Annotated in this window: 17 protein-coding genes and 6 tRNA genes; 4 read left to right on the top strand and 19 right to left on the bottom strand. The window is 67.3% G+C overall.

Annotated features, from left to right (window positions below; genetic code table 11):
• Positions 1-155 precede the first annotated feature (155 nt).
• Positions 156-2,633: a TonB-dependent siderophore receptor gene (locus ACODRX_RS18280; protein ID WP_488872961.1), complete on the bottom strand. Its 2,478-nt coding sequence runs from the start codon at positions 2,631-2,633 to the stop codon at positions 156-158.
• A gap of 355 nt (positions 2,634-2,988) precedes the next feature.
• On the opposite strand from ACODRX_RS18280, the gene ACODRX_RS18275 reads away from it, so the two are divergent.
• Both ACODRX_RS18275 and ACODRX_RS18270 read left to right on the top strand, forming a co-directional pair.
• The gene (locus tag ACODRX_RS18275) at positions 2,989-3,324 is read left to right on the top strand and encodes a TA system antitoxin ParD family protein (protein WP_488872960.1); all 336 of its coding nucleotides are present in this window, start codon (positions 2,989-2,991) and stop codon (positions 3,322-3,324) included.
• A 1-nt stretch (position 3,325) separates the two neighbouring features.
• Positions 3,326-3,949: an ATPase gene (locus ACODRX_RS18270; protein ID WP_488872959.1), complete on the top strand. Its 624-nt coding sequence runs from the start codon at positions 3,326-3,328 to the stop codon at positions 3,947-3,949.
• A gap of 132 nt (positions 3,950-4,081) precedes the next feature.
• Here ACODRX_RS18270 and ACODRX_RS18265 read toward each other — a convergent pair whose 3' ends face one another.
• The 4 genes from ACODRX_RS18265 to ACODRX_RS18250 form a co-directional block, all read right to left on the bottom strand.
• The gene (locus ACODRX_RS18265) at positions 4,082-5,089 is read right to left on the bottom strand and encodes a FecR family protein (protein ID WP_488872958.1); all 1,008 of its coding nucleotides are present in this window, start codon (positions 5,087-5,089) and stop codon (positions 4,082-4,084) included.
• Entirely contained in the window at positions 5,086-5,592 is a 507-nt protein-coding gene (locus ACODRX_RS18260; protein WP_488872957.1) for a sigma-70 family RNA polymerase sigma factor, read from the bottom strand. Before ACODRX_RS18260 ends, ACODRX_RS18265 begins: the two co-directional genes overlap by 4 nt.
• 89 nt (positions 5,593-5,681) lie before the next feature.
• Entirely contained in the window at positions 5,682-8,129 is a 2,448-nt protein-coding gene (locus tag ACODRX_RS18255) for a TonB-dependent siderophore receptor (RefSeq protein ID WP_488872956.1), read from the bottom strand.
• Positions 8,130-8,252: 123 nt separating this feature from the next.
• Positions 8,253-8,882 carry a TetR/AcrR family transcriptional regulator gene (locus ACODRX_RS18250; protein WP_488872955.1) on the bottom strand — a complete coding sequence of 210 codons (630 nt, stop codon included), beginning with the start codon at positions 8,880-8,882 and terminating at the stop codon, positions 8,253-8,255.
• 86 nt (positions 8,883-8,968) lie between these two features.
• On the opposite strand from ACODRX_RS18250, the gene ACODRX_RS18245 reads away from it, so the two are divergent.
• Together ACODRX_RS18245 and ACODRX_RS18240 are read left to right on the top strand one after the other, a co-directional pair.
• A complete protein-coding gene (locus ACODRX_RS18245; protein ID WP_488872954.1) occupies positions 8,969-10,225 on the top strand; it encodes an arabinose transporter in 1,257 nt (418 codons plus the stop codon).
• The gene (locus ACODRX_RS18240) at positions 10,218-10,952 is read left to right on the top strand and encodes a siderophore-interacting protein (protein ID WP_488872953.1); all 735 of its coding nucleotides are present in this window, start codon (positions 10,218-10,220) and stop codon (positions 10,950-10,952) included. The genes ACODRX_RS18245 and ACODRX_RS18240 overlap by 8 nt, the downstream gene beginning before the upstream one ends.
• A gap of 2 nt (positions 10,953-10,954) precedes the next feature.
• Here the strand turns inward: ACODRX_RS18240 and ACODRX_RS18235 are convergent, their stop codons facing one another.
• The 14 genes from ACODRX_RS18235 to ACODRX_RS18170 all read right to left on the bottom strand — a co-directional run bounded on the left by ACODRX_RS18235 (position 10,955) and on the right by ACODRX_RS18170 (position 20,730).
• Entirely contained in the window at positions 10,955-11,947 is a 993-nt protein-coding gene (locus ACODRX_RS18235; protein WP_488872952.1) for a FecR domain-containing protein, read from the bottom strand.
• Positions 11,944-12,459, bottom strand: a complete 516-nt coding sequence (locus ACODRX_RS18230) for a sigma-70 family RNA polymerase sigma factor (RefSeq protein WP_488872951.1) — start codon at positions 12,457-12,459, stop codon at positions 11,944-11,946. The genes ACODRX_RS18235 and ACODRX_RS18230 overlap by 4 nt, the downstream gene beginning before the upstream one ends.
• An 89-nt stretch (positions 12,460-12,548) precedes the next feature.
• Positions 12,549-15,020 (bottom strand): TonB-dependent siderophore receptor, encoded by a 2,472-nt coding sequence (locus ACODRX_RS18225; protein ID WP_488872950.1) that lies wholly within the window; start codon positions 15,018-15,020, stop codon positions 12,549-12,551.
• A gap of 92 nt (positions 15,021-15,112) precedes the next feature.
• On the bottom strand, positions 15,113-16,087 hold the full coding sequence (locus ACODRX_RS18220) for a FecR domain-containing protein (protein WP_488872949.1): 975 nt from the start codon (positions 16,085-16,087) through the stop codon (positions 15,113-15,115).
• Entirely contained in the window at positions 16,084-16,608 is a 525-nt protein-coding gene (locus tag ACODRX_RS18215) for a sigma-70 family RNA polymerase sigma factor (protein ID WP_488872948.1), read from the bottom strand. The genes ACODRX_RS18220 and ACODRX_RS18215 overlap by 4 nt, the downstream gene beginning before the upstream one ends.
• Positions 16,609-16,720: 112 nt before the next feature.
• A complete protein-coding gene (locus ACODRX_RS18210; protein WP_488872947.1) occupies positions 16,721-17,092 on the bottom strand; it encodes an RES family NAD+ phosphorylase in 372 nt (123 codons plus the stop codon).
• Between the two features lie 272 nt (positions 17,093-17,364).
• Complete coding sequence (locus ACODRX_RS18205; RefSeq protein ID WP_488872963.1) at positions 17,365-18,039, bottom strand: hypothetical protein; 675 nt, start codon at positions 18,037-18,039, stop codon at positions 17,365-17,367.
• 160 nt (positions 18,040-18,199) lie between these two features.
• A tRNA-Asp gene (locus tag ACODRX_RS18200) sits at positions 18,200-18,276 on the bottom strand.
• A 44-nt stretch (positions 18,277-18,320) separates the two neighbouring features.
• Positions 18,321-18,396, bottom strand: a tRNA-Glu gene (locus ACODRX_RS18195).
• Between the two features lie 28 nt (positions 18,397-18,424).
• Positions 18,425-18,500: transfer RNA gene (locus tag ACODRX_RS18190), tRNA-Ala, on the bottom strand.
• A 458-nt stretch (positions 18,501-18,958) separates the two neighbouring features.
• Positions 18,959-20,107, bottom strand: coding sequence for a Fic family protein (locus tag ACODRX_RS18185; RefSeq protein WP_488872946.1), 1,149 nt, complete (start codon positions 20,105-20,107; stop codon positions 18,959-18,961).
• Between the two features lie 322 nt (positions 20,108-20,429).
• Positions 20,430-20,506: transfer RNA gene (locus ACODRX_RS18180), tRNA-Asp, on the bottom strand.
• Between the two features lie 44 nt (positions 20,507-20,550).
• Positions 20,551-20,626: transfer RNA gene (locus tag ACODRX_RS18175), tRNA-Glu, on the bottom strand.
• 28 nt (positions 20,627-20,654) lie between these two features.
• A tRNA-Ala gene (locus ACODRX_RS18170) sits at positions 20,655-20,730 on the bottom strand.
• Positions 20,731-20,783 lie beyond the last annotated feature (53 nt).

Here is a 20,783-nt window from a genome sequence, read left to right as displayed (position 1 = left end):
CTGCGCGCGGCCACGCGCAGCAAGTCGGCATAGGCGCGATCGAACCCCGACAGCAGCGCGCGGGTGAAGGAGGCAGACAGTTCCATGGGGCGGCATCATAACCACAATAAGAAGAATCATTCTCAATAACCATCTTCCGCCCCTGCGCCTCACCGTCAGAACCTGCCGCGCAGCGTCAGCAGTGCATTACGCGGTGCGCCGTAGATGTTGTAGTAGAACGCATACCCCGTCGCATCGAGATAGGTCTTGTCGAAGAGATTGTTCACCGTCAGCGAGAGATCCCACTGGCGGTTGATGGCATATCCGATTCGGGCCGATACAGTGGTGTAGCCCCCCTGGCGCACCACGCTGCTGTAAAGCTCGCTGTGGTACTGCACCCCCAGCCCCACGCTCAGACCCGCAAGGCTCGCCCAGCGGTGATCGAAGCGGTACTGCGCCCAGGTGCGTAGCAGGTGCTTGGGCATCTTGAACGCATCGAAGCGCTGACCCACATTGTTGGGATCGCTGTCGCTGCGGTAGCGCGCATCGGTGTAGGCGTAGCCAGCCAAAAGGTCCACGCCTCGCGCCGGACTGCCGCTGACCTCGGCTTCCCAGCCCTGGCTCTGCACCACGCCCGAGGCCTTGCTGCACATGCCGTTCCAGGTGTCGCACACGTGTGTGGGATCGGTGTCATCGGCTACACGGTTCTTGTCGCGGATGCGGAACAACGCCAACGAGGCATTGAGCCGACCATCGAAGAACTCTCCCTTCGCGCCAATCTCCGTTTGCCAGCCAATGCGCGGGTCGATCACCTTGCCGGTATAGTCACGATCGGTGTTGGGCTTGAAAATGTCGGTATAGCTGGCATAGAGCGACACCTCCCGAGTCACGTCCCAGACCAATCCACCATAGGGCGTGAACTTGCCGCGCGTGCGGTCGGAGCCCGTCTCCCAGGCCGTGGTGTTGTCGGCCACGGTGCGGCTGCGCGTGGTGTAGTTCGACCAGCGCCCCCCCAGCACCAGCGTCAACGGGTCTGCCAGCTTGAAGCGGCCCGAAGCATAGACGCCCGACTGCGTGGTCACGTCATTGCTCTTGCTGAGCACCGCCTGGTCCAGCAGATCGCCATAGCCGTGGTTGTTGAAGACGTCCTGGCCGGCCATGCCGAAGATATAGCGTGAGCCGCCCAGGTACTCATAGCGCGCGTAGTTGTAGCCCAGCATCAGTTGGTGCTCACGGCCCCACAGGTGGATGGGGCCGTTGACGCTCACGTCCATATTGTCCCAGGTGGAATCGGTATGGATGGCGCTGCCCAAGCTGAACGGCGCCAGCCCCGTGGCCACGTCAACGCTGGAGACGGCATAGCCGCCATAGCCCCGGTACTGCTGCTTTTTGTGGTTGAGCGCCGCGCGCGCGCTCCATCCGTTGTCCAGGCGGTGCGTGAGGTCCAGCGTGGCGTCGAAGGTGTCCGTTTCGGAATCCTTGCCCACGCCGACGAACGCGTGGCGGCTAGGCAGGCGGCCGTCCGACCACAGCGGCAGGCCGTAGTTGTTGACGGCGCCGCGCTCGCTGTAGGTCACCGAAGCGCCCACGGTGGTGGCCGGCGCAATGTCGTACTCGACGATGCCGTAGAGCGTGTGGTTGGCGTTATGCCCCTGGCTGTAGAACTTGTCGCCGTCCTGCGTAGCCAGCACCGCGCGGCCTCGCAGCGTGCCTTCGGCATTGAGCGGTCCAGTTACATCCACCTCGGCGCGGCGCTGACTCCAAGAGCCCACCGACACGGCGCCGTTCACTGCAAACGCATGGAGGGGCCGTTTGCGCACATAGTTGACAGCACCACCCGGCTCGCCGCTGCCCGACAGCAGACCTGCGGGGCCGCGCAGCACTTCGAGGCGGTCGTAGATGGCCAAGTCCAGTTGGGTGCCCTTGCTTTGCTGCGGCACTCCATCGAACTGGCTGGAGGCGACATAGCCTCGGGTGATGAAATCCTGGCTGTCTTCATAGCCATAGCCACGCACGCCGGTGACGCGGCTCAGGGCTTCCTCCACCGTCAGCAGACCCTGGTCCTCGATCTGCTGGCGCGTAAGCACCGAGATCGACTGCGGAATCTCCCTCAGGCGCTGCTCGGACTTGCCGATACTCACCGCCTTGGCCGCATATGAGCCCGACCCTTCTGTGACCGCGCTGAGCTCAGCCTGAGCCGTGACTGTGACGGGCGCCAGCGCGATCTCTGCCGCGCTTGCTCCCAGGGCGATGTCTGCTGCTGCCTTGCGCAGCACATAGCTCCCCTGCGCCTGCGCCACCGCCTGCAGTCCCGTGCCCCGCAGCAAGGCCTCCAACCCGCTGCCTGCCGTATGGCTGCCTTGCAGCCCCGGGCTGCGCAGGCCGCGCACCTGGTCCTGGGTAAAGGACAGCAGCAGCCCGGAATCGCGCCCGAAACGGTTGAGTGCATCTTCGAGCGGGCCTGCGGGAATGCTGTAGCTGCGCGCCGCCTCGGCCGCAGGCGAGGTGCCGCTCGCCTGGGCATGCAGATGGGTGGCGGCGCCCAGGCAGGCCAGGGCCAGCGCCAGGCTGCGGCAGGCGCGGGCCTGCGCACGCAGCGGGAAGCCGCGAAGGCGCGTGGAATGGGAAAGACGGGGTTCGGAGAAAGATGCCATGGTGGTCGGAGGAAGAAAAAACCAACGGCGGCACAGCGCCGCCCTTATCCTCCATGTCCCGCGAGTTTTCAAAACAGACCATCAGGCGCCGGATTTTTTGCCGCCGGGCCGCCCCAGGGCAAAAAGCGCCCCCCTCGGGGGGCAGCGGCTACACGCAGTGAGCAAGCGTGGGGGCCCTTTTTTTGCCGCCGGGCCGCCCCAAGGCAAAAAGCGCCCCCTCGGGGGGCAGCGGCCACACGCAGTGGGCAAGCGTGGGGGCCTTTTTTTGCCGCCGGGCCGCCCCAGGGCAGCAAGCAGCACCTCGGATGGCAGAGTGCGACAAATTGGCGCAAAATACCCCAATCAGGAGAACGCCATGGCCCAAACCGCTTTCGCATCCGTCAAACTGCCCCACACGCTCGTCGAGCAGGCCCGCCAGGCCGCGCAGCCCATGCGCCGTTCGGTGGCCAGCCAGATCGAATACTGGGCCACACTGGGCCAGATCGTCGAGCATACGGGCCTGAGCGTGCAGGAAGCGCGCAATGCCATTGAACAATACGAGGCCGCTGCCGCAGAGCACTCCAGCGCCGCAGCGCCGACCTCGGTCGACGCCCTGACCGCACGGCTGCTGGCGGCCCAGTCGCGCGGCTCATTGGCCGAACGCGTACGCGAGCTCGTACGCGACAACCAGTCCCAGGCCCGCATGGCTTGACATGGCGGCCACGCCTGCGACCCCGCTCTGGTTCCATCTGCTGGCAGGGCCCAACGGCGCCGGCAAATCCACGCTCTACCGCGCACTGGTGCGCGAAGGCATTCTCGGGCCACCGCTGGAATTTGTGAATGCCGATCTGCACGAACGTGCCCACCTACAGCACATGAATGATCTCCTGCAGCGCTCACAAGCCGCGCAGGCCTGGGCCAACGAACGCCGCACCGCACTTATCGCAGCCCGCCAGCCGTTCGCCAGCGAAACGGTGTTCTCGCACCCCTCCAAGCTCGAATTGATAGCCAGCGCACAACGCCAAGGCTATACGGTTGCGCTGCATGTCGTCGCACTCGACGATCCGCAACGCCTGCTCAGGCGCGTAGCACAGCGCGTGCACGAAGGAGGACATTCGGTGCCGCCCGAGCGCATCCTGGCCCGCTACCCACGCACCATGGCCTTGCTTGCCCAGGCGGTGCAGCTGGCCAGCGTGGCCTATCTCTACGATGCTGCCGAAACGGATGTGGACGCGGACATGGGCGGTCCCCGGCTGGTTGCGGTGCGCAGTGGGGCAAGCATCATCGAGCCAGCTGGCGCCCTGCCGGCATGGGCACGGGCGATGCTGGGCAGATGATGCAAGGTTGACATTTATTACTAAAAAATATACCAAACCGCATATGCCAGCTGGCAGCTTCAATATGATTTATATCTAATAGTCAATCATAAAAAGCGCTACAAGCTATCATTTTTGATGATCCAGCTCCGCTCAGCCCAGCGCCGCTTCGGCCAGCACTTCCTGCCCGCCCCACCAGCGCGTGAGCCTGCGCATGCGCAGCCCCGGCAGGGCGCCGAGCGCGGCCAGCACGCGCGGCACGTCGTTCAGCGGGTAGGTGCCCGATATGCGCAGCTGCGCCACCTCGGGCGCACAGGCCAGCCGGGCCGCGCTGTAGGGCTGCAGCGCGGCCAGCATGTCGGACAGCGGCATGCCGCGCGCCACCAGCATGCCGTCGGTCCAGGCCAGGCTGTCTTCATGCACGGGCTGCGGCGCCGATGCACCCTCGGCCTGCAGCGTCGCCTGCTGGCCGGCCTGCAGCACCAGCGTATTGCCAGCGGCCCGGGCCGGCGTCAGGCGCACCGCGCCCTCGAACACCGCGACCTGGCTGCCGCCCGCGGCCAGCGTGCGCACGCCAAAGCGCGTGCCCAGGGCCCGGGCCTGGCCGGCTGCGGTCTGCACGATGAAGGGGCGCGGGCTGTGGCGCTTGTCGGGCGCGGTGGTGATCAGCACCTCGCCCTCGTACAGCCACAGGCGGCGCAGTTCGGCGCCGTAGTCGATATCGAGCGCGCTCGCGCCGTTGAGCACGATCTGCGTGCCGTCTTCCAGCAGCATGCGGCGGCGCTCGCCGCGCGCGGTGCGCGCATCGGCAGTCCAGCTGCGCCAGGCCAGCTGCTGCTGCGCCTGCCAGGCGATGCCGCCGCCGAAGACCAGCACGGCCAGCGCCTGCACCACGCGGCGGCGGCGCCCCGAGCCGCGCGGCGCCAGGGCCGCCTGCGCAATACCGCTTTGCTGCGGCGCCACCAGGCCGGCCAGGCGCTGGTTGACCACAACGATGGACTGCCAGGCCTGCTCGTGCAGCGGATCGGCCTCGCGCCAGGCCTGCCAGGCGCGGCGCCGGGGCTCGGGCAGCTCGCCGCCCTCTTCCTGCTGGCACAGCCACCATTCAACGGCGCTGCGCGCCACCTCGGGCGGCACGGCCGCTGGTGCAGACGCGGTCACGGCGCCACCGCGAAATAGCAGTGCATGCCGGCCTGCACCAGGTAGCGCTTGACGGAGGTGAGCGACACGCCCAGCTCGCGCGCGATCTCGGCCTGCTTCATGCCGTCGAGCTGGGCCATCAGGAAGGCGCGGCGCACGGACGCCGGCAGGCCGTCGAGCAGGCGGTCGATCTCGTCGAGCGCCTCCAGCAGCAGCGCGCGTTCTTCGGGCGACAGCGCCAGGGCCTGCGGCACCTGGGCCAGCGCCTCCAGGTAGGCACGCTCCAGCTGCTGGCGCCGGTAGTGGTTGGCCAGCACGCGCTGCGCCACCGTGGTCAGGAAGGCGCGCGGCTCGCGCGCATGCACGGGCTCATCGCGCGCCAGCAGGCGCATGAAGGTGTCGTGCGCCAGGTCGGCCGCCTGGTGCACGTCGCCGAGCTTCTTGCGCAGCCAGCCCTGCAGCCAGCCATGGTGGTCGGTATAGAGGGCGGCGATTTCGTGGTGCACGGGGCTGGAGGTGGGCATGGCGGGCGCCGGTTGCAAAGCGGGGATGGGTACCCGCCATTGAACAAGAATGATTCTTGTTTGATTGTAACCATGGCCGCAGCGCCCGCTCAGAACTGGTATTTCATGCTCAGCATCGCCTTGCGCGGTGTGCCGTAGTAGATCTGGCTGCCGGCAAAGTCGAAATAGTTCTTGTCGAACAGATTGCTGATGTTCAGCTGGGCTGAAAGCCGGGGCGTGAAGGCGTAGGCGGCCATCAGGTCGGCGATGGCGATCGAGCCCTGGTCGCGCCGCGCGTCGATGCCGGCCGAGGTGGTGGTGATGGCATAGGTACCGCTGCTCCAGCGCAGGCCACCGCCTAGCGTGAGCTTGTGCCAGGCGCCCGGCAGGCGGTACGAGGTAAACAGGTGCAGTTGATTCCTTGGGCGCCGGGGCTCCAGGCGCGAGCCGCCGGCATCCTTGGCGGCGGTGTGCGAGAAGCCGGCCGACACTTGCCAGCCCACCGCCAACTCGCCACTCAGCTCGGCCTCGAAGCCCTTGCTGCTGACGCCCTTGGCGCCCACGTAGGCATGATCGGGCGTGCCGGGCACGAGCTGGTCGCCGTCGAGGACGGCCACATTGTCCTGGTCGATGCGGAACATCGCCAGCGAGGCATTGAGCCGCCCGTCCAGATAGCCCGCCTTGACGCCTGCCTCATAGCTCTTGCCCACGACCGGATCGAGGTAGGCGCCGCTGGCGCTGCGGTAGTCCTGCGGCTGGAAGATGCTGGTGTAGCTGGCATAGACCGAGTAGACCGCGTTCAGGTCATGCACCAGCCCGGCATAGGGCGTGAATTTGTCGTGCTCGCGCACCGCGCTCAGCCCGGTCTGCTTCCAGCGGCTTTGCCGCCCGCCCACGATCAGCTTGAGTGCATCGGTGAGCGACAGCCGCAGCGCGCCATACAGCGCCTCTTGCCGGGTGCGATCATCACCCAGCGGCCTGAAGTCGCCCCACGCGGGTTCGGGGTAGGAGCCGTCCCACTCGAAGATATTGCCTATGCCCGCCGCGGTATAGGCATGGTTGCCATAGGTGTAGCGCGACTGGTTGCCGCTCAGCCCGACGACGGCCTCATGGCGCCGCCCCAGCAACTCGATGGGCCCCGTGGCCTGCACGCTGGCGCTGTTTTGCACCAGCGCCTGGCGTGAGAAATTGGGAAAGGCCCCCAGACCTTCACCGGTGATGCGGTCGGGCTCGCTCAGCAGGTATAGCAGCCTGGAATCGTACTTGCTGTCGAGCCGGCTGGCATTGGCCTTGAGCGACCAGCCGTTTCCGAACTGGTGTTCCAGACCGGCATAGGTGGTGTTGCTGGTGGTGTTCCAGCGGGTCCAGTCCGCACCGATGCTGAAGGAGCGGCGCCAATGGGTGGGCGTGCCGTCGCTGAAGACCATCGGCAGACCGCCCCAGGTCACGCCCTCGGGCCGCTTGGCCTGGTGCGTCCAGCCAATATATGCCGTGGTGGACGGCGCGATATCGGCCTCCACCGTGGCCAGTAGCGCGCGGTTGTCGGTGTGGTAGCGGTCGAGGTGCGAATCGCGCGCTTCCAGCATGCCTGCCAGCCGTGCACGGATGCGGCCGTCCTCGGTCAGCGGCGTCGAGATATCGAGCGTGCCGCGGCGGTCGTTCCACGACCCGAAGCCCAGCGAGGCAGCACCGGTGAACTCCTTGCTGGTGGCGCGCTTGCGCACCAGGTTGACCGAGGCGCCGGGGTTGCCCGCGCCGCTCATCAGCCCGGTGGCGCCGCGCACGATCTCGATGCGGTCGTAGAGGATGGGGTCGAAATTCGAGGTGCCGAAGAAGTCGTTGGCCGCGCTGGTGGGCACGCCATCGTACTGGTAGCTGTCGATATAGAAGCCGCGCGAGTGCAGGTCGGTGCGGTCGCTGTCGGAGCTGGTCGCGGCCAGGCCGGTCACCTGCTTAAGGGCTTCTCCCAGCGAGGTAAGGCCCTGGTCCTCGATCTGCTGGCGGGTGACCACGCTGACCGACTGCGGCGTCTCGCGCGGCGACAGGGCCAGCCCGGTGGCGGCGGCGGTGGCCTGCGTGGTATAGCTGCCCGTGCCTTCGGTGGCGGTGCCGCGCTCGGCCTGGGCTGTGACCCGCACCTCGGCCAGCGTGGCGCCCGCCGCCGTGGCCATTTCAGCCGTATCGGCCGTATCGGCCGCACGCAGCACATAGCCGCCCTGCCCCGCCGCATCGGCCTGCAGGCCCGCGCCCGCAAGCAGCCGCTCGAGCGCCTCGCGCACCGTATAGCGGCCCTGCAGCCCGGCCGTGCGCTTGCCTTGCACCAATGCAGGCGGCGCGCTGATGCTGACGCCCGCATCGGCGGCAAAGGCCGCCAGCGCCGCGGCCAGCGGGCCGGCCGGCACCTCGAACTGGCGCTGCTGCGCGGCCGCGGGTACTTGCTGAGCTTGGGCGGCCTGTGGCAGGGTGGCCGCGGCGGCAAAGCCGGCGGCCATCAGCATGGCCAGGCCGGCCCGGGCGATGGGATGAAGGGGAAAAGCTGCGCTGGGCTGCAAGGCCATGGTCGGGGTTTCCTTCGGAAGTGGCTGTGGATGAAATTGCCTATCACCCAACAGGACACCCCCCGAAGCCCAAAGGGGCCAAAAAATGCAGGGGCACACCGGCGGCGCGCCGCCGCGCCGGCATCAAGCGCCGGGCAAGCGGCCGCCGCACAGATATCCGCCCACCATCTCGACGATGGCCTGCTCTATCGCCGCGATCGCATGCGGCGTGGCCGGCGCAATGACGGCCGCATGGATCAGCGCCTCCATCGTCTGCAGCACGATCCAGGTGGCCAGGTCCAGGTCCTGCGGCACCAGCTCGTGCCGGTGGTCTTGCAGCAGCTGGCGGATGCGCAGGCGGATGCTCTGGTCGGCGGGGCTTTGATCCGCCGGCGCGTCGAAGAACGGGAACTCCTTCTCCAGCACCCGGTGCATCTCGGGCGCGACCTGGTGCGCCGCCAGCCAGGCATGCACGATGGCCGCGAGCCGCCCGCGCAGATCCAGCGCCTGGGTGCCGGCCAGCACCGCCTCCATCGCGGCATGCATCTCCACCGCGTGGCGCTCGTGCAAGGCGGTGATCAGCGAGTCCTTATTGGGAAAGTATTGGTACACCGACCCGACGCTGACCCCGGCCCGCTCGGCGACCAGGTTGGTGTTGGTGCCAGCGTAGCCATGCTCGGTCAAAACGCGAGCCGTCGCCTCCAGAATGGCCTCGACCAAGGCCCGGGATCGGCTCTGGCGCGGGATGCGTCTTGGTTGGGGCAAGCTGGTCATGGGGCGATCCAAATGCGAGTTTTCAATGCGAGTAATCGCTCATATTATCCCAAATACCGAGCAAATGCTCATATTTGGAATCATGCATGCCTACTCACTCTCATGGCCGGCGGGCCATCCCCAAGGCCCACCAGGCCCAGCAGGCGCACCCTGCGCCCCCCGCCGCTCCTGCCGCGAACGTCTTTCTCAAGCTGCTTCCCATCACCTTGTCGGTGTTCATCGGCTTTCTCTGTGTCGGCCTGCCGCTGCCGGTTCTGCCGCTGCATGTGCACGATGGCCTGGGCATGGGCCCGCTGGTGGTCGGGATCGTCATTGGCGCGCAGTTCGCCGCCGCCTTGCTGTCGCGCGCCTGGGCCGGCAACCTGGCCGACACCCGGGGCGCCAAGCGCGCCGTGGTCGCGGGCTTGCTGCTCGCCGCCTGCTGCGGCCTGGCCTATCTCGTGTCGCTGGCCTTCACGGCATCGCCCCCCGCCGCGCTGTGGGTGCTGCTGCTGGGGCGCGTACTGCTGGGCTGCGGTGAAAGCCTGATCGTCACCGGCGCGCTGAGCTGGGGCGTTGCCCTGGCAGGGCCCCAGCGCGCAGGCAAGGTCATGGCTTGGGTGGGCATCGCCATGTATGGCGCCTATGCCGCCGGAGCACCCGCGGGCGTAGCACTGCACCGCGCCTATGGCTTTGCCGGCATTTGCGTGGCAGCCGCCATGCTTCCCCTGCTGGCGCTGGCGCTGGTCGCGAACCTGCGCGGCACCGCCCCGACCGCGACCCGCCGCACGCCGTTCTACCAGGTGCTCAGCATGGTGTGGGGCGCCGGGCTGGGGTTGGCGCTTTCGAGCGTGGGCTTTGGCGTCATCACCGCCTTCATCGCCTTGCTGTTCGCCGCCCGCGACTGGGGCAATGCATCGCTGGCCTTCACCGCCTTTGGCCTGGCCTTCATCGGCGCCCGCATGTTCTTCGGCCACCTGCCCGACCAGCTTGGCGGCGCCCGCGTGGCCCTGGCCTGCGTGCTGATCGAGGCCGTGGGGCAGTTGCTCATCTGGGGTGCGTACACGCCGCTCGTGGCCTATGCCGGCGCCGCGGTCACCGGATTCGGCTATTCGCTGGCCTTTCCGGGCTTTGGCGTGGAGGCCGTGCGCCGCGCGCCGCCCCAAAGCCGTGGCGTGGCCATGGGTGCCTATGTGGCCTTCCTCGATATTTCCCTGGGCATTACCGGCCCCGTGTTCGGCGCCGTGGCGGGCGCCTGGGGCATAGCGACGGTGTACCTGCTTGGCGCCATCGCTGTGGCCTCGTCCGTGCTGGTGGCCGCAGGGCTGCTGGCCGCAGCGCCGAAGGGAGCATCCCATGCCTGAGAGCCAACAAAAGCCACGCCCCGCGCGGGCCGCAGGCATCGTGCAGGCGGTGCATGCCGTCACCCCGCACATGCGGCGCATCACCGTGGGCGGTGCCGACATCGCCGAATTCCTGAAAATCGATGGCGTCGACGCGCCTGCCGCCTGGGTCAAGGTCTTCCTGCCCTGCGGCGAAGGCCGGGCCTATACCATCCGCCGCATCAACACTCCGGCCGCCACGCTGGAGCTTGATTTCGTGCTGCACGGCACAGGCGCTGACAGCGGCCCGGCAGCCCGCTGGGCGGCGCAAGCCTCGGCCGGCGAGCAGCTCTGGATCGCCGGCCCGCGCAGCGGCGGATTCCTGCTCCCGGGCGATGCGCGCTGGGTCATGCTGGCGGGCGATGCGAGCGCCCTGCCCGGCATGCAGAGCATTGCCGGCCAGCTGCCCGCAGGCCTCAACGCCAAGGTCTATGCCGAAGTGCATTCACCCCAGGAACAGCAGCCCATCGACAGCCGCGCCCGGCTGCGGATCGAGTGGCTCAACGCGCAAGCGCAGGCCGGCCTCAGCCTGTGCCAGTCGCTCTTGCACCGCCCGCTTCCGCCAGGGCCGGGCTATGTGTGGCTGGCCGGCGAGTCTTCGGCCATCCGGCAACTGAAGCTCCACTACCTTCAGGAACGCGGGCTGCCCAGGCATGCCGTCAGCGCCAAGGGATACTGGAAGGCCGGCCAAGCCGACCACCGCGATTGAGATCAAGGCGGCGCACCTGCCGGCGCGATCGTGACCCAGTACCTCGTGCGGTAGTGCACCTGCACCGGCAGCAGGTGCACGAGATTGCCGAGCACGGCATCGGTGTCGCCAAGCTGGAACGCGCCCGTGACACGCAGCCCGGCCACGGCCGGATCGCAGTGCAGCCAGCCGGGCCGGTAGCGCGCGAGTTCGGCCACGAAGTCGCCAAGCCGCATGTCGTCCACGGCCAGCACGCCGCGCGCCCAGTCGCCCGTGCCGGCGGGCACGGCCTCGGCGGCGGACATCGCCCATGAGTCGATCCAGGCCTGCTGGCCGGCCTGCAACCGCTGCGGGGCCGCGCCCGCGCGCGGCGCCACCTCCACGGCGCCCTGCAGCACGGCCACATGGCTGCGCTCCCCATCGAGCCGCACCGCAAAGCGCGTGCCGATGGCGCGCACACGGCCCTGCGGCGTTGCCACGATGAAGGGACGCGGCGGGGCCTGCGGATCGGCTGCGGTTTCCACCCAGACTGCCCCGCGGCGCAGGCGCAGCAAGCGCTGGCGGCTGTCGAAGTCGACGTCCACCGCACTGGCCGTATCGAGCACGATGCGGCCGCCATCGGCGAGCAGCCATTCGTGCCGCTCGCCCGTGGCCGTGGTATGCGTGGCCGTCCATTGCGGCGCCGCGCGCCAAGCCAGCCAGCCGGCCGGTGCGGCCACCATCAGCAGCGCCAGCGCGCGCACGGCCTCGCGGCGGCCGTCCCGGCGCCGGGTGCGGCCCAGTGCCGGCGCGGCGAGCGCGGCAGGCACGCTGCCGGCATGCTGGCTCACGGCCAGGGCGCGCTGCCAGGCCGACTCGTGGGTGCCGGCCTGCTGGCGCCAGGCCTCGAAGGCTCGGTGGTCGGCCTCGCTGGCCTCACCCGAATGCAGCAGCACAAACCATTCGGCCGCCTGCAGCGCCACCTCGCGTGACAGCGGCGCGGCCAGCGGCATGAACATGGAGGAGGTGCGGCTCATGGTGCCAGCAAAATGCATTCGGCCATGGCCTGGGCCATATAGCGCTTGACCGAGCGCAGGCCTATGCCCAGCTCCTCGGCGATGGCCGCATAGGTCAGGCCTTCGACCTGGGACAGGATGAAGACCGCGCGCGCCTTGGGTGCGAGGCCGTCAAGCATGGTGTCAATCTCCTGCAGCGCCTGCAGTATCTGCAGCTGCTGCTCGGGCGACGGCGCCTGGGGCTCGGGCAGCGCGGCCAGCGCCTGCAGGTAGGCGTGCTCGAGCGACTGGCGGCGCAGATGGTTCAGCAGCAGCCGCCGCGCCACCGTGGCCAGATAGGCGCGCGGCTCGCGCAGCGGTTCGTGGACAGCCGCAGCCGGCACCGTCAGCAGGCGCACAAAGGTGTCCTGCGCCAGGTCGGCCGCATCGCCGGCGTGGTTGAGCCGGCGGCGCAGCCAGCCCTGCAGCCAGCCGTGGTGATCGGCGTAGAGGGTGGCGACTTCGCGGTGGGCAAGGGTTTCGGCGGCGGGCATGGAGTGCGGGAACAGGAATGGATCGGCCAGACAAAATGATATCAATTCTCATTTCTGTTTTACCCATACCCGCGCTATTTCCCGCCAACTCAGAAGTCGTAGCGCATGCTCACGTTCACGCTGCGCGGTGCGCCCCAGGTGTAGTACAGGCCCTGGGCGTTGAAGTTGGTCACGCCCGCGAAGTAATGCTTGTCCAGCAGGTTGTTGATGTTGGCCGCGATGCTGAGCTGGCGGTTGATCTGGTAGCGCGCCATCAGGTCCAGCACCCAGAAGGCGTCCTGGCGCAGCGTGGCCTCACCCCGGCTCGTGGAGATGGCGCTTTGCCAGCGCGCAGCGCCGCCCACGGTCAGGCCGGACAGCGCTCCCCGCGCGAAACGGTAGGTGGTGCCCAGCTTGAACTGGTGGCGCGGGCTGGTGCTGGCGTTGTCCAGGTTGCTGCTGATGCTCATGTAGCTGCCCTGGGCCTGCCAGCCCCTGGCCAGCTCGCCCGACAGCTCCAGCTCGAAGCCGCGCCTGCGCGCGCCCTGGACGGCGCGGTAGGCCGTGTCGCCATTGGGCATGAGCCCGTCTTCCACGGCCGTGTTGTCGGTGTTCATCCAGAAGTAGGCGATGCTGGCGTTCAGCCGCTTGTCGAAGAACTCGCCCTTGGCGCCGATTTCGTAGGTCAGGCCTTCCTCGGGCGGCAGCGTGCGTTCCTGCAGGTCCTTGGCGCTTTGCGCCTTGAAGATGCTGGCGTAGCTGCCGTACAGCGAGATATTCGGGCTCACGTCATACACCAGGCCGGCGTAGGGCGTGACCACGCCGTGCTCGCGCAGGTTGTAGTTGTACCAGCTGATGTCGGTCACGTCCTTCTGGTCGTAGTTGGTCACGCGCAGGCCCGCGATCAGCTTCAGCGGATCGGCCAGGTTGAAGCGCGCCGCGCCGTAGAGATAGCTGCGCCGGTTGCTGAACAGGTCGTTGGAATAGGGGATGTTGTCCGCCGGCGCCGGGATGGCGCCGCCGCCCTGGCTGAAGTCCACCTCGGGCAGGTCCAGGCCGGGGCGGGCGCCGCGCAGCAGCGTGGTGCGGTTGCGCGCGGCACCTGCGCCGACCAGCAGTTCATGCTCGCGCCCGAACAGCGTGAACGGGCCCTGCAGGTCGACGCTGATGTTCTGGTTGCGCGAGTGGATGTCCTTGTAGGCGGCGAACTGGGCCGAGCTGGGCAGGGCGTAGCGCAGCAGGCCGATCTGCATGTCCGGCGTCTTCACCTCTTCGTGCGACATCTGCAGCTTGGCCTTCCAGCCGCTGGCGAAGCGGTGTTCCAGGCGTGCGAAGCTGTTGAGCGACTCCTGCTCGTAGCCCGACCAGGGCGCGGCGATGTTCAGCGAGCGCGGCATCCAGCCGACGAACTGGCCGTCGCCCTTGTAGGCCTGGATGGGCGTGGTGCCGCCCGAGCCGCGCAGCTCGCGCTGGCGGTAGGTGATGCCGGCGCTCAGCAGGGTGTCGGGCGTGAGGTCGTATTCCAGCGCGCCGTAAAGCATGGAGCTGTGGCTGTGCTGGTGGTCGCGGAAGCTGTCGCCGCTCTTGCGCGAGGCCACGAGACGGCCGCGCAGGCTGCCGTCCTCGTTCAGCGGGCCGGCGATATCGGCATCGGCGCGGTAGGCGCCCCAGCTGCCCGCGCTGGCCATCACGCTGGCCTGGAAGTCGCGTGTGGGGCGCTTGCGGATCAGGTTGACCGTGGCTCCGTAGGCGCCGTCGCCATTGATCAGGCCCGACGAGCCCTTGAGCACTTCAACGCGGTCGATCTCGGCCAGATCGTCCAGCGAATACATGATGTGCGTGTTCCAGCCCCAGCCATTGGAGAGCTGGCGGCTGCCATCGGTCTGCAGGTTGACGCTGGAGCCGCGCACATTGAAGGTGGTCATCTCGCTTTGGCGCACCACGGCCACGCCGGGCGTCTGCTCCAGCACATCGGTCAGCGTCTCCAGCTTGAAGTCGTCCATGCGCTGGCGCGTCATCACGCTGACCGACTGCGGCGTCTCGCGCAGCGACAGGCCCAGGCCGGTGGCGGTGCTGCTGCGGCCCAGCTGGGTATAGCTGCCGGTGCCCTCGGTGGCTGCGCTGCGCTCGGCCTGCGCGCTCACCCGCACCTCGCTGAGCATGGCGCCCTCGCCGGCCGAACCGGTCGTGGGCGCGGCCACTGGCGCCGGGCGCAGGGTATAGACGCCGCCGCTGCCGCCCACGGCTTCCAGGCCCGAAGCCTCCAGCAGCCGGGCAAAGCCGGCGCGCACCGTATAGCGCCCCTGCAGCCCGGGCGAGGTCTTGCCCTGCACCAGTGCCGGCGGCATGGTGATGCTCACGCCGGCGCTGGCGGCAAAGCTGGCCAATGCGTCGTCGAGCGCGCCCGGGGCGATGCGGTAGGCCTGCGCGGTTTCGGTCCGCGCGGCGCCGCCCGGGGTGCTCGCGGTCTGCGCCTGGCCGGCGCCGGCCGCGCAGGCCATGGCCACCAGCGCGCCGCGCACGGCCAGCGCCAGGGCGCGGCGGGGGGCGCACCAAGGTGCAAGGCAAGAAAGTCTGTCCATGGAAGGAATGCTCCTGAAGGTATGCAAATCGAGGTGGTTCCAAGACTTCACACGCCAGAACAGCAAAAGGGACAGGGATTTCTCGAAAAAACTCAGCCGCCCGGCGCCACCAGGCTCACCCAGTAGCGCGTGCGGTAGCGCACCGCGACCGGCAGTGCCTGCGGCAGGCTGTCGAGCACCGGCGTGGTGTCGTGCAGCTGGAAAGCGCCCGAGATGCGCAGCTCGGCGACCGCCGGATCGCAGTGCACGATGCCGGGGCGATAGCGCGCCAGCTCGGCGGCAAAGTCCTGCAGGCGCAGGTTGCGCACCTGCAGCATGCCGCGCGTCCAGCCGTCGGCATGCGGCGCGGCGGCTTCGGCGGCGCCGACTGCCTCGGCCTGCATGCTGGCCTGCTGCCCGGCCTGCAGCACCTTTGCCTGGCCGGGCGCGCCGCCCGGGCGCATTTCCACCGCGCCCTCGAACACGGCCACATGGGTCGTGCCGCCGTCTGCGCGCACGATGAAGCGCGTGCCCAACGCGCGCAGGCGCCCCTGCGCGGTGGCAACGACGAAGGGGCGGTGCTGCGGCAGCGGATCGGCCGCGGTCTGCACATGGATGGCGCCATGCAGCAAGCGCACCAGGCGCAGCTCGCCATCGAAACCGACATCGACCGCGCTGGCCGTATCGAGCTGGACGCGGCTGCCATCGGCCAGCAGCACCTCGCGGCGCTCGCCGGTGGCCGTGCGGTAGTCGGCCCACAGGCCTTCGCGCCCGGCCTGGCGCCAGGCCATCCAGCCGGCGGGCGCGGCCAGCAGCAGCACGGCCAGCGCCCTGGCGGCGGCCCGGCGGGGACGGTGCGGCCCCGGCCGCTGCAGCGCCGCCAACGCCAGCCCCGGCGGCAATTGCGCGAACTTCTGGCCCACGCGCTGCGCGCGCTCCCAGGCGGCCGCGTGCGCGGGATGGGCTGCGCGCCAGCGCTGCCAATGCAGCCGTTCCTGGGCGCTGGCCTGGCCGGACTGCAACAGCAAGAACCATTCGGCCGCCTGCAGCGCCACCTGCTCGCTGATGTTGGGTGCGGGGCTACTCATGGCAGCAGCAGGATGCAACGGGCCATGGCCTGCGCCATGTAGCGCTTGACGGTGCGCTCGCTCAGGGCCAGGCGCGCGGCGATTTCGGCATAGCCCAGCCCTTCGAGCTGGGCCAGCAGAAAGGCGCTGCGCGCCGCGGGCTTGAGCCCGTCGAGCATGGCATCCACCTCCTGCAGCGTCTCCAGGATGATGGCCCGCTCCTCGGGCGACGGCGCCAGCGGCGGCGGCAACTGGCCCAAGGCCTCCAGATAGGCCTGCTCCAGCGAACGGCGCCGGTGCAGATTGGCCACCAGCCGCTTGGCGATCAGCGTGAGGTAGGCGCGCGGCTCGCGCAGCCGCCAGCCGCCTTGCTTCTCGGGCGTGGCATCGGGCGCATCGAGCAGGCGCACGAAGGTATCCTGCGCCAGATCGGCCGCATCGCCCGCATGGCCAAGCCGGCGCCGCAGCCAGCCCAGCAGCCAGCCATGGTGATCGAGGTAGAGGGTGGCGACTTGGCCGTTCAGAGAAGGTTCGCTGGACATGGGCGGACGATGCGCGCGCACCGGAGCAATGCAAATAAGAATTGATCTCATTATAAGAAGGCCTTCACCCCTTTGCCGGATGAAATGCATGGCCAGCCGCGCCCGATATCGGTCAGTCGGCTTCGATGCCAGCCCGCAGCGCGGCGGCCAGCACGGCATCGCGCAGCGTTGGATTGCGTGCCAGCGGCCCACCAACGCGCGAGCCGCTCAACGCCCCGGCGAGCCGGTCCCCGAACAGCAGCAGCGCATGGTCGCGGTCGCGCTGGCGCGACATCCACAGCAGTCCATCGGCATCGGCACACTGGCGATGCAGCGCTTCAGCCCATCGGGCCGTGAGCGGATAGTTTCGCGCTGGGCTGGTGATCAGCTCGTGCTTGGGCACCTTCAGGCGGTGCAAGCCTTCGCTGGTCAGATCCACGAGCTTCAGGTCACGGCTTGGCACGAGCTTGCCGTGGCCGCGTTGCGCGAAATCATCGAGATCCACGAACTTGGCGGCTGCATCGACCGGTACCTCATGAAAAATCGTTTAAAAGATGGCGCAGTCCAGGCTCGCGCCTCCATAGAGGTAAGGCACTACCTCTGCGGCAGCATCGCGGATCGGAGCAAACCGGGTTGGCTTGCGCGGCCGCCCCGCGCCATCCACACCGGGATTGAAGCTTTCAGGTGCGAACGCCGTGTCGTGGATGACGTGGATCACCCGCCCGGCGGGCCAGCGATCGAACAAGGGGTCGAGCGGCGCGCCAGGGGGCCGGCAGGTCACGCCGCGCTCGCTTGGGCGTCGCGCCGCGCCGCCGCGACGACGGCTTGCGGATCTCGTGCCAGCAGATCCACGGGCCGCGCGCTGTCCGGCAGCCAGCCATGACTCGACGTGAACCACAGCGCCAGCTTCCAGGGCGACTTGCGGCCGGCGAAGGCTTCGAGCACGCCCTGCACCGCCTTGATCGGCTTGCCGTCCTCGAACTGGAAGGCCGGATAGACATCGCGCTCGCGCGCGCCCTTGTTCGGATGCGGCACGGCAAAGACCTGATGGCGTTTGCGCCAGTTGTCGGCCAGCGCCGAGCGGTTGCCGGCCTTGGAGCCATTCGCGTCGGCCAGTTGCTCGGCGGTGAAGGCACCGAACTCGTTGAGCACACGGGCATGCCGAACCGCCAAGCGCTGCGCCATCTCCAGTTCGGCCTGACTGGGCTGCACCATGCGAGCCGCCATGAAGTCGACCATCTCCTCCATGTTCCGCTGGCGCACGGCGGCTATCTTTTCGGTAAGCAGCCGATCCAGCAGCGGCAGCGAGGCCAGCAAGGTGTTCGATGCCGCCTCGGTCGCCACTTCAAGCACAAAGGCATGCCCCTTGCGTTGGCGTTGGCCGCCAGCACCGGGGTAGGCTTGTACGGTAAGAACATCACCCTGCAGCATCAGGGTTTCGGCTCTGCCCATGATGAACACTCCTTCTGCTTCGATTGATCAAAGATTAAATCAACGGTTCAAAATGGTCAAATACATGCGAATACCGAATGCCAACTGCTGGCCGGTAGAGACATGCCCAAAGAAAAAGCCGCCTTGCTATGCGCAAGGCGGCTTTCATCTTTGATGGATCTGGCGGAGTGGACGGGACTCGAACCCGCGACCCCCGGCGTGACAGGCCGGTATTCTAACCAACTGAACTACCACTCCTGGCAGACAGCTTTTGCGCTCTTGCGAGCCAAGTGCTGCTAACTTGGCGACCCTACGGGGATTCGAACCCCGGTACTCACCGTGAAAGGGTGATGTCCTAGGCCTCTAGACGATAGGGTCAATTCCTAGAACTTCCGTTCTGTGTTCTTGGTGGAGGTAAACGGGATCGAACCGATGACCTCTTGCATGCCATGCAAGCGCTCTCCCAGCTGAGCTATACCCCCAAATATCTTCCTATCGAGCGACTACTTTTCGTGTACTCGCTCGATCCGAAAACATGAATCTGTGGCGGAGTAGACGTCGGCCTCTTGGGGCCTCGCGCCGTCTCACGCAAGACCGCTACTATAGCAGAACTTCGGGCCTACGAAAAAAATCTCCGTCACATCATTTCACCATATTCCACCCCATATCGGCTGCAGCCGGGAGTCGAGCGATTGGGCGGAGGATACAGCAACGCACCCTGCCCTTGCTGCAGACTCGGCCGGACCACCTTGCACCAAGCAGTCCAGTCCTTCATCAGTGCACGGCGACGCTCGAACAAGCCCGACCGCTGGCAGGCCTCCTCAGCCGCTGAACCACCCCGGGATTGAACTGACCACCCGCGCGGCAACGGCGTGCACGGCCTGATCACCATCCGGAGATCCCCCCACGATCCGGGCTTGTGCGACTGGCCCGATCTCCATCACCGCGACAGCAGTTCGACGTAGGCCTGGTAGCTATAGCTGCGGTTCTTCTTCTGGCCCGTCACTTCCACCACGATGCCTAGTTGCTCCAGCACCTGCACCGCCGAGTTCGCAGTGGGGAACGTAGTGTCGAGTTGCTGGCGGGCGCGTTCCACGGTGAAGCGCGGCATCATCGGCAGCAGCTCGAACAGTCGGTAGCTGGCCGGGCTGGCCTTGGGTGATTGGAGCAGCTTGCGGCGGTCGGCGGCGATCAGGCTGGCGACGGCGATGGTGCTTTGCTCGGCCTCGGTTGCAGCGACCGCTACGCCCTCCAGAAAGAACGACACCCACGCTTCCCAGTCGCCTTCGGTGCGGATGACCGACAGGCGGCGGTAGTACTCGGCCTGGTGCTGCTTCAGGTAGCCGCTGAGGTACATCAGCGGTTCTGCCAATAGGCTCCAATGTTCCAGCAAAGCCCCGATCAGCAGGCGGCCGATACGTCCGTTGCCGTCCAGGAACGGGTGGATGGTCTCGAACTGCGCGTGGATCAGGGCGATCTTGAGCAAAGGCGGCAGGTCGCCAGGCGCCTCGTGGACGAAGCGCTCCAGGTTGGACAGCAGTTCCGGCACGCGCTCCGGCGGTGGCGGCACGAACACCGCGTTACCGGGCCGTGTGCCGCCAATCCAGTTCTGCGAGTGCCGCAACTCGCCTGGCTGCTTGCCTGTGCCGCGCGCACCGTCGAGCAGCAGCCGGTGCGCGTCGCACAGCAGGCGCACACTGATGGGCAGCCCTTTCGGGTCGCGCAGTTGTTCCTGTACCAGGCGAAACGCCCGCAGGTAGTTGCTCACCTCGGCTACGTCGTCGGCGTTGCTGACCTTGAGGCCCGCTTCCTCATCGAACAGATCGGTCAGGGTGGCCTGCGTGCCCTCGATCTGCGAGCTTAGCAGGGCTTCCTTGCGCACGGCGCTGTAGAGCAGCCAGTCCACCGACGGCACCAGCCCCGACATCCCCGACAGCCGGGCCAGCGCCAGCTCCGCCTGCCGGTTCAGGTCGGTGAAGGATGCCGTTGCCAAGGGCGGCTCAGCGGGTGGCAGCGGATGCGGCACAAAGGCCCGTACCGGCTCGCCCAGCGTCGTGGAGATGGCATAGGTGCCCGTGCTGCGATTCATTCAAAGCCTGCTTTCATTATGAATAACGCTATTAAAGCATGGTTTAATTTGAATTACTGGCATGAAAGCAGGCTTTGATACTGTGCCAAGGCTTGCCCGCTGAACCGCGTTGCAGCCTAGCACTTGAGCATCGGATTTCCACGGCGAGCACCGTCGGCGAGTGGCACACGCAGTTGCCCGGGAAGGCCAAATTGCCAGCAAAGGCGATGCCACAGAGCACAAAAAAGTCCAACGCAGCGCTTCAGATTGGCAATAGAAACCATCGCACTGAACACAGAAAAGAAAAAAGCCCAAGTAGATCAACTACTTAGGCTTTTATATATGGCGGAGTGGACGGGACTCGAACCCGCGACCCCCGGCGTGACAGGCCGGTATTCTAACCAACTGAACTACCACTCCTGGCAGACAGCTTTTGCGCTCTTGCGAGCCAAGTGCTGCTAACTTGGCGACCCTACGGGGATTCGAACCCCGGTACTCACCGTGAAAGGGTGATGTCCTAGGCCTCTAGACGATAGGGTCAATTCCTAGAACTTCCGTTCTGTGTTCTTGGTGGAGGTAAACGGGATCGAACCGATGACCTCTTGCATGCCATGCAAGCGCTCTCCCAGCTGAGCTATACCCCCAAATTCCTTGAACCGTTTGAGTATTTCATCCGGCTCCCGAAAGACTGCAATTA

This window comes from Comamonas sp. FG99 (genome assembly GCF_057808605.1).
Note: the sequence above shows the minus strand (reverse complement) of the source record. Positions and strands in the feature narration are given on the sequence as shown.

Coding starts and splice junctions, on each gene's coding strand:
- ACODRX_RS18280 (WP_488872961.1), bottom strand. CDS start 2,633: ATGGCATCTTTCTCCGAACCCCGTCTTTCCCATTCCACGCGCCTTCGC.
- ACODRX_RS18275 (WP_488872960.1), top strand. CDS start 2,989: ATGGCCCAAACCGCTTTCGCATCCGTCAAACTGCCCCACACGCTCGTC.
- ACODRX_RS18270 (WP_488872959.1), top strand. CDS start 3,326: ATGGCGGCCACGCCTGCGACCCCGCTCTGGTTCCATCTGCTGGCAGGG.
- ACODRX_RS18260 (WP_488872957.1), bottom strand. CDS start 5,592: ATGCCCACCTCCAGCCCCGTGCACCACGAAATCGCCGCCCTCTATACC.
- ACODRX_RS18255 (WP_488872956.1), bottom strand. CDS start 8,129: ATGGCCTTGCAGCCCAGCGCAGCTTTTCCCCTTCATCCCATCGCCCGG.
- ACODRX_RS18250 (WP_488872955.1), bottom strand. CDS start 8,882: ATGACCAGCTTGCCCCAACCAAGACGCATCCCGCGCCAGAGCCGATCC.
- ACODRX_RS18245 (WP_488872954.1), top strand. CDS start 8,969: ATGCCTACTCACTCTCATGGCCGGCGGGCCATCCCCAAGGCCCACCAG.
- ACODRX_RS18240 (WP_488872953.1), top strand. CDS start 10,218: ATGCCTGAGAGCCAACAAAAGCCACGCCCCGCGCGGGCCGCAGGCATC.
- ACODRX_RS18235 (WP_488872952.1), bottom strand. CDS start 11,947: ATGAGCCGCACCTCCTCCATGTTCATGCCGCTGGCCGCGCCGCTGTCA.
- ACODRX_RS18230 (WP_488872951.1), bottom strand. CDS start 12,459: ATGCCCGCCGCCGAAACCCTTGCCCACCGCGAAGTCGCCACCCTCTAC.
- ACODRX_RS18225 (WP_488872950.1), bottom strand. CDS start 15,020: ATGGACAGACTTTCTTGCCTTGCACCTTGGTGCGCCCCCCGCCGCGCC.
- ACODRX_RS18220 (WP_488872949.1), bottom strand. CDS start 16,087: ATGAGTAGCCCCGCACCCAACATCAGCGAGCAGGTGGCGCTGCAGGCG.
- ACODRX_RS18215 (WP_488872948.1), bottom strand. CDS start 16,608: ATGTCCAGCGAACCTTCTCTGAACGGCCAAGTCGCCACCCTCTACCTC.
- ACODRX_RS18205 (WP_488872963.1), bottom strand. CDS start 18,039: ATGGGCAGAGCCGAAACCCTGATGCTGCAGGGTGATGTTCTTACCGTA.
- ACODRX_RS18185 (WP_488872946.1), bottom strand. CDS start 20,107: ATGAATCGCAGCACGGGCACCTATGCCATCTCCACGACGCTGGGCGAG.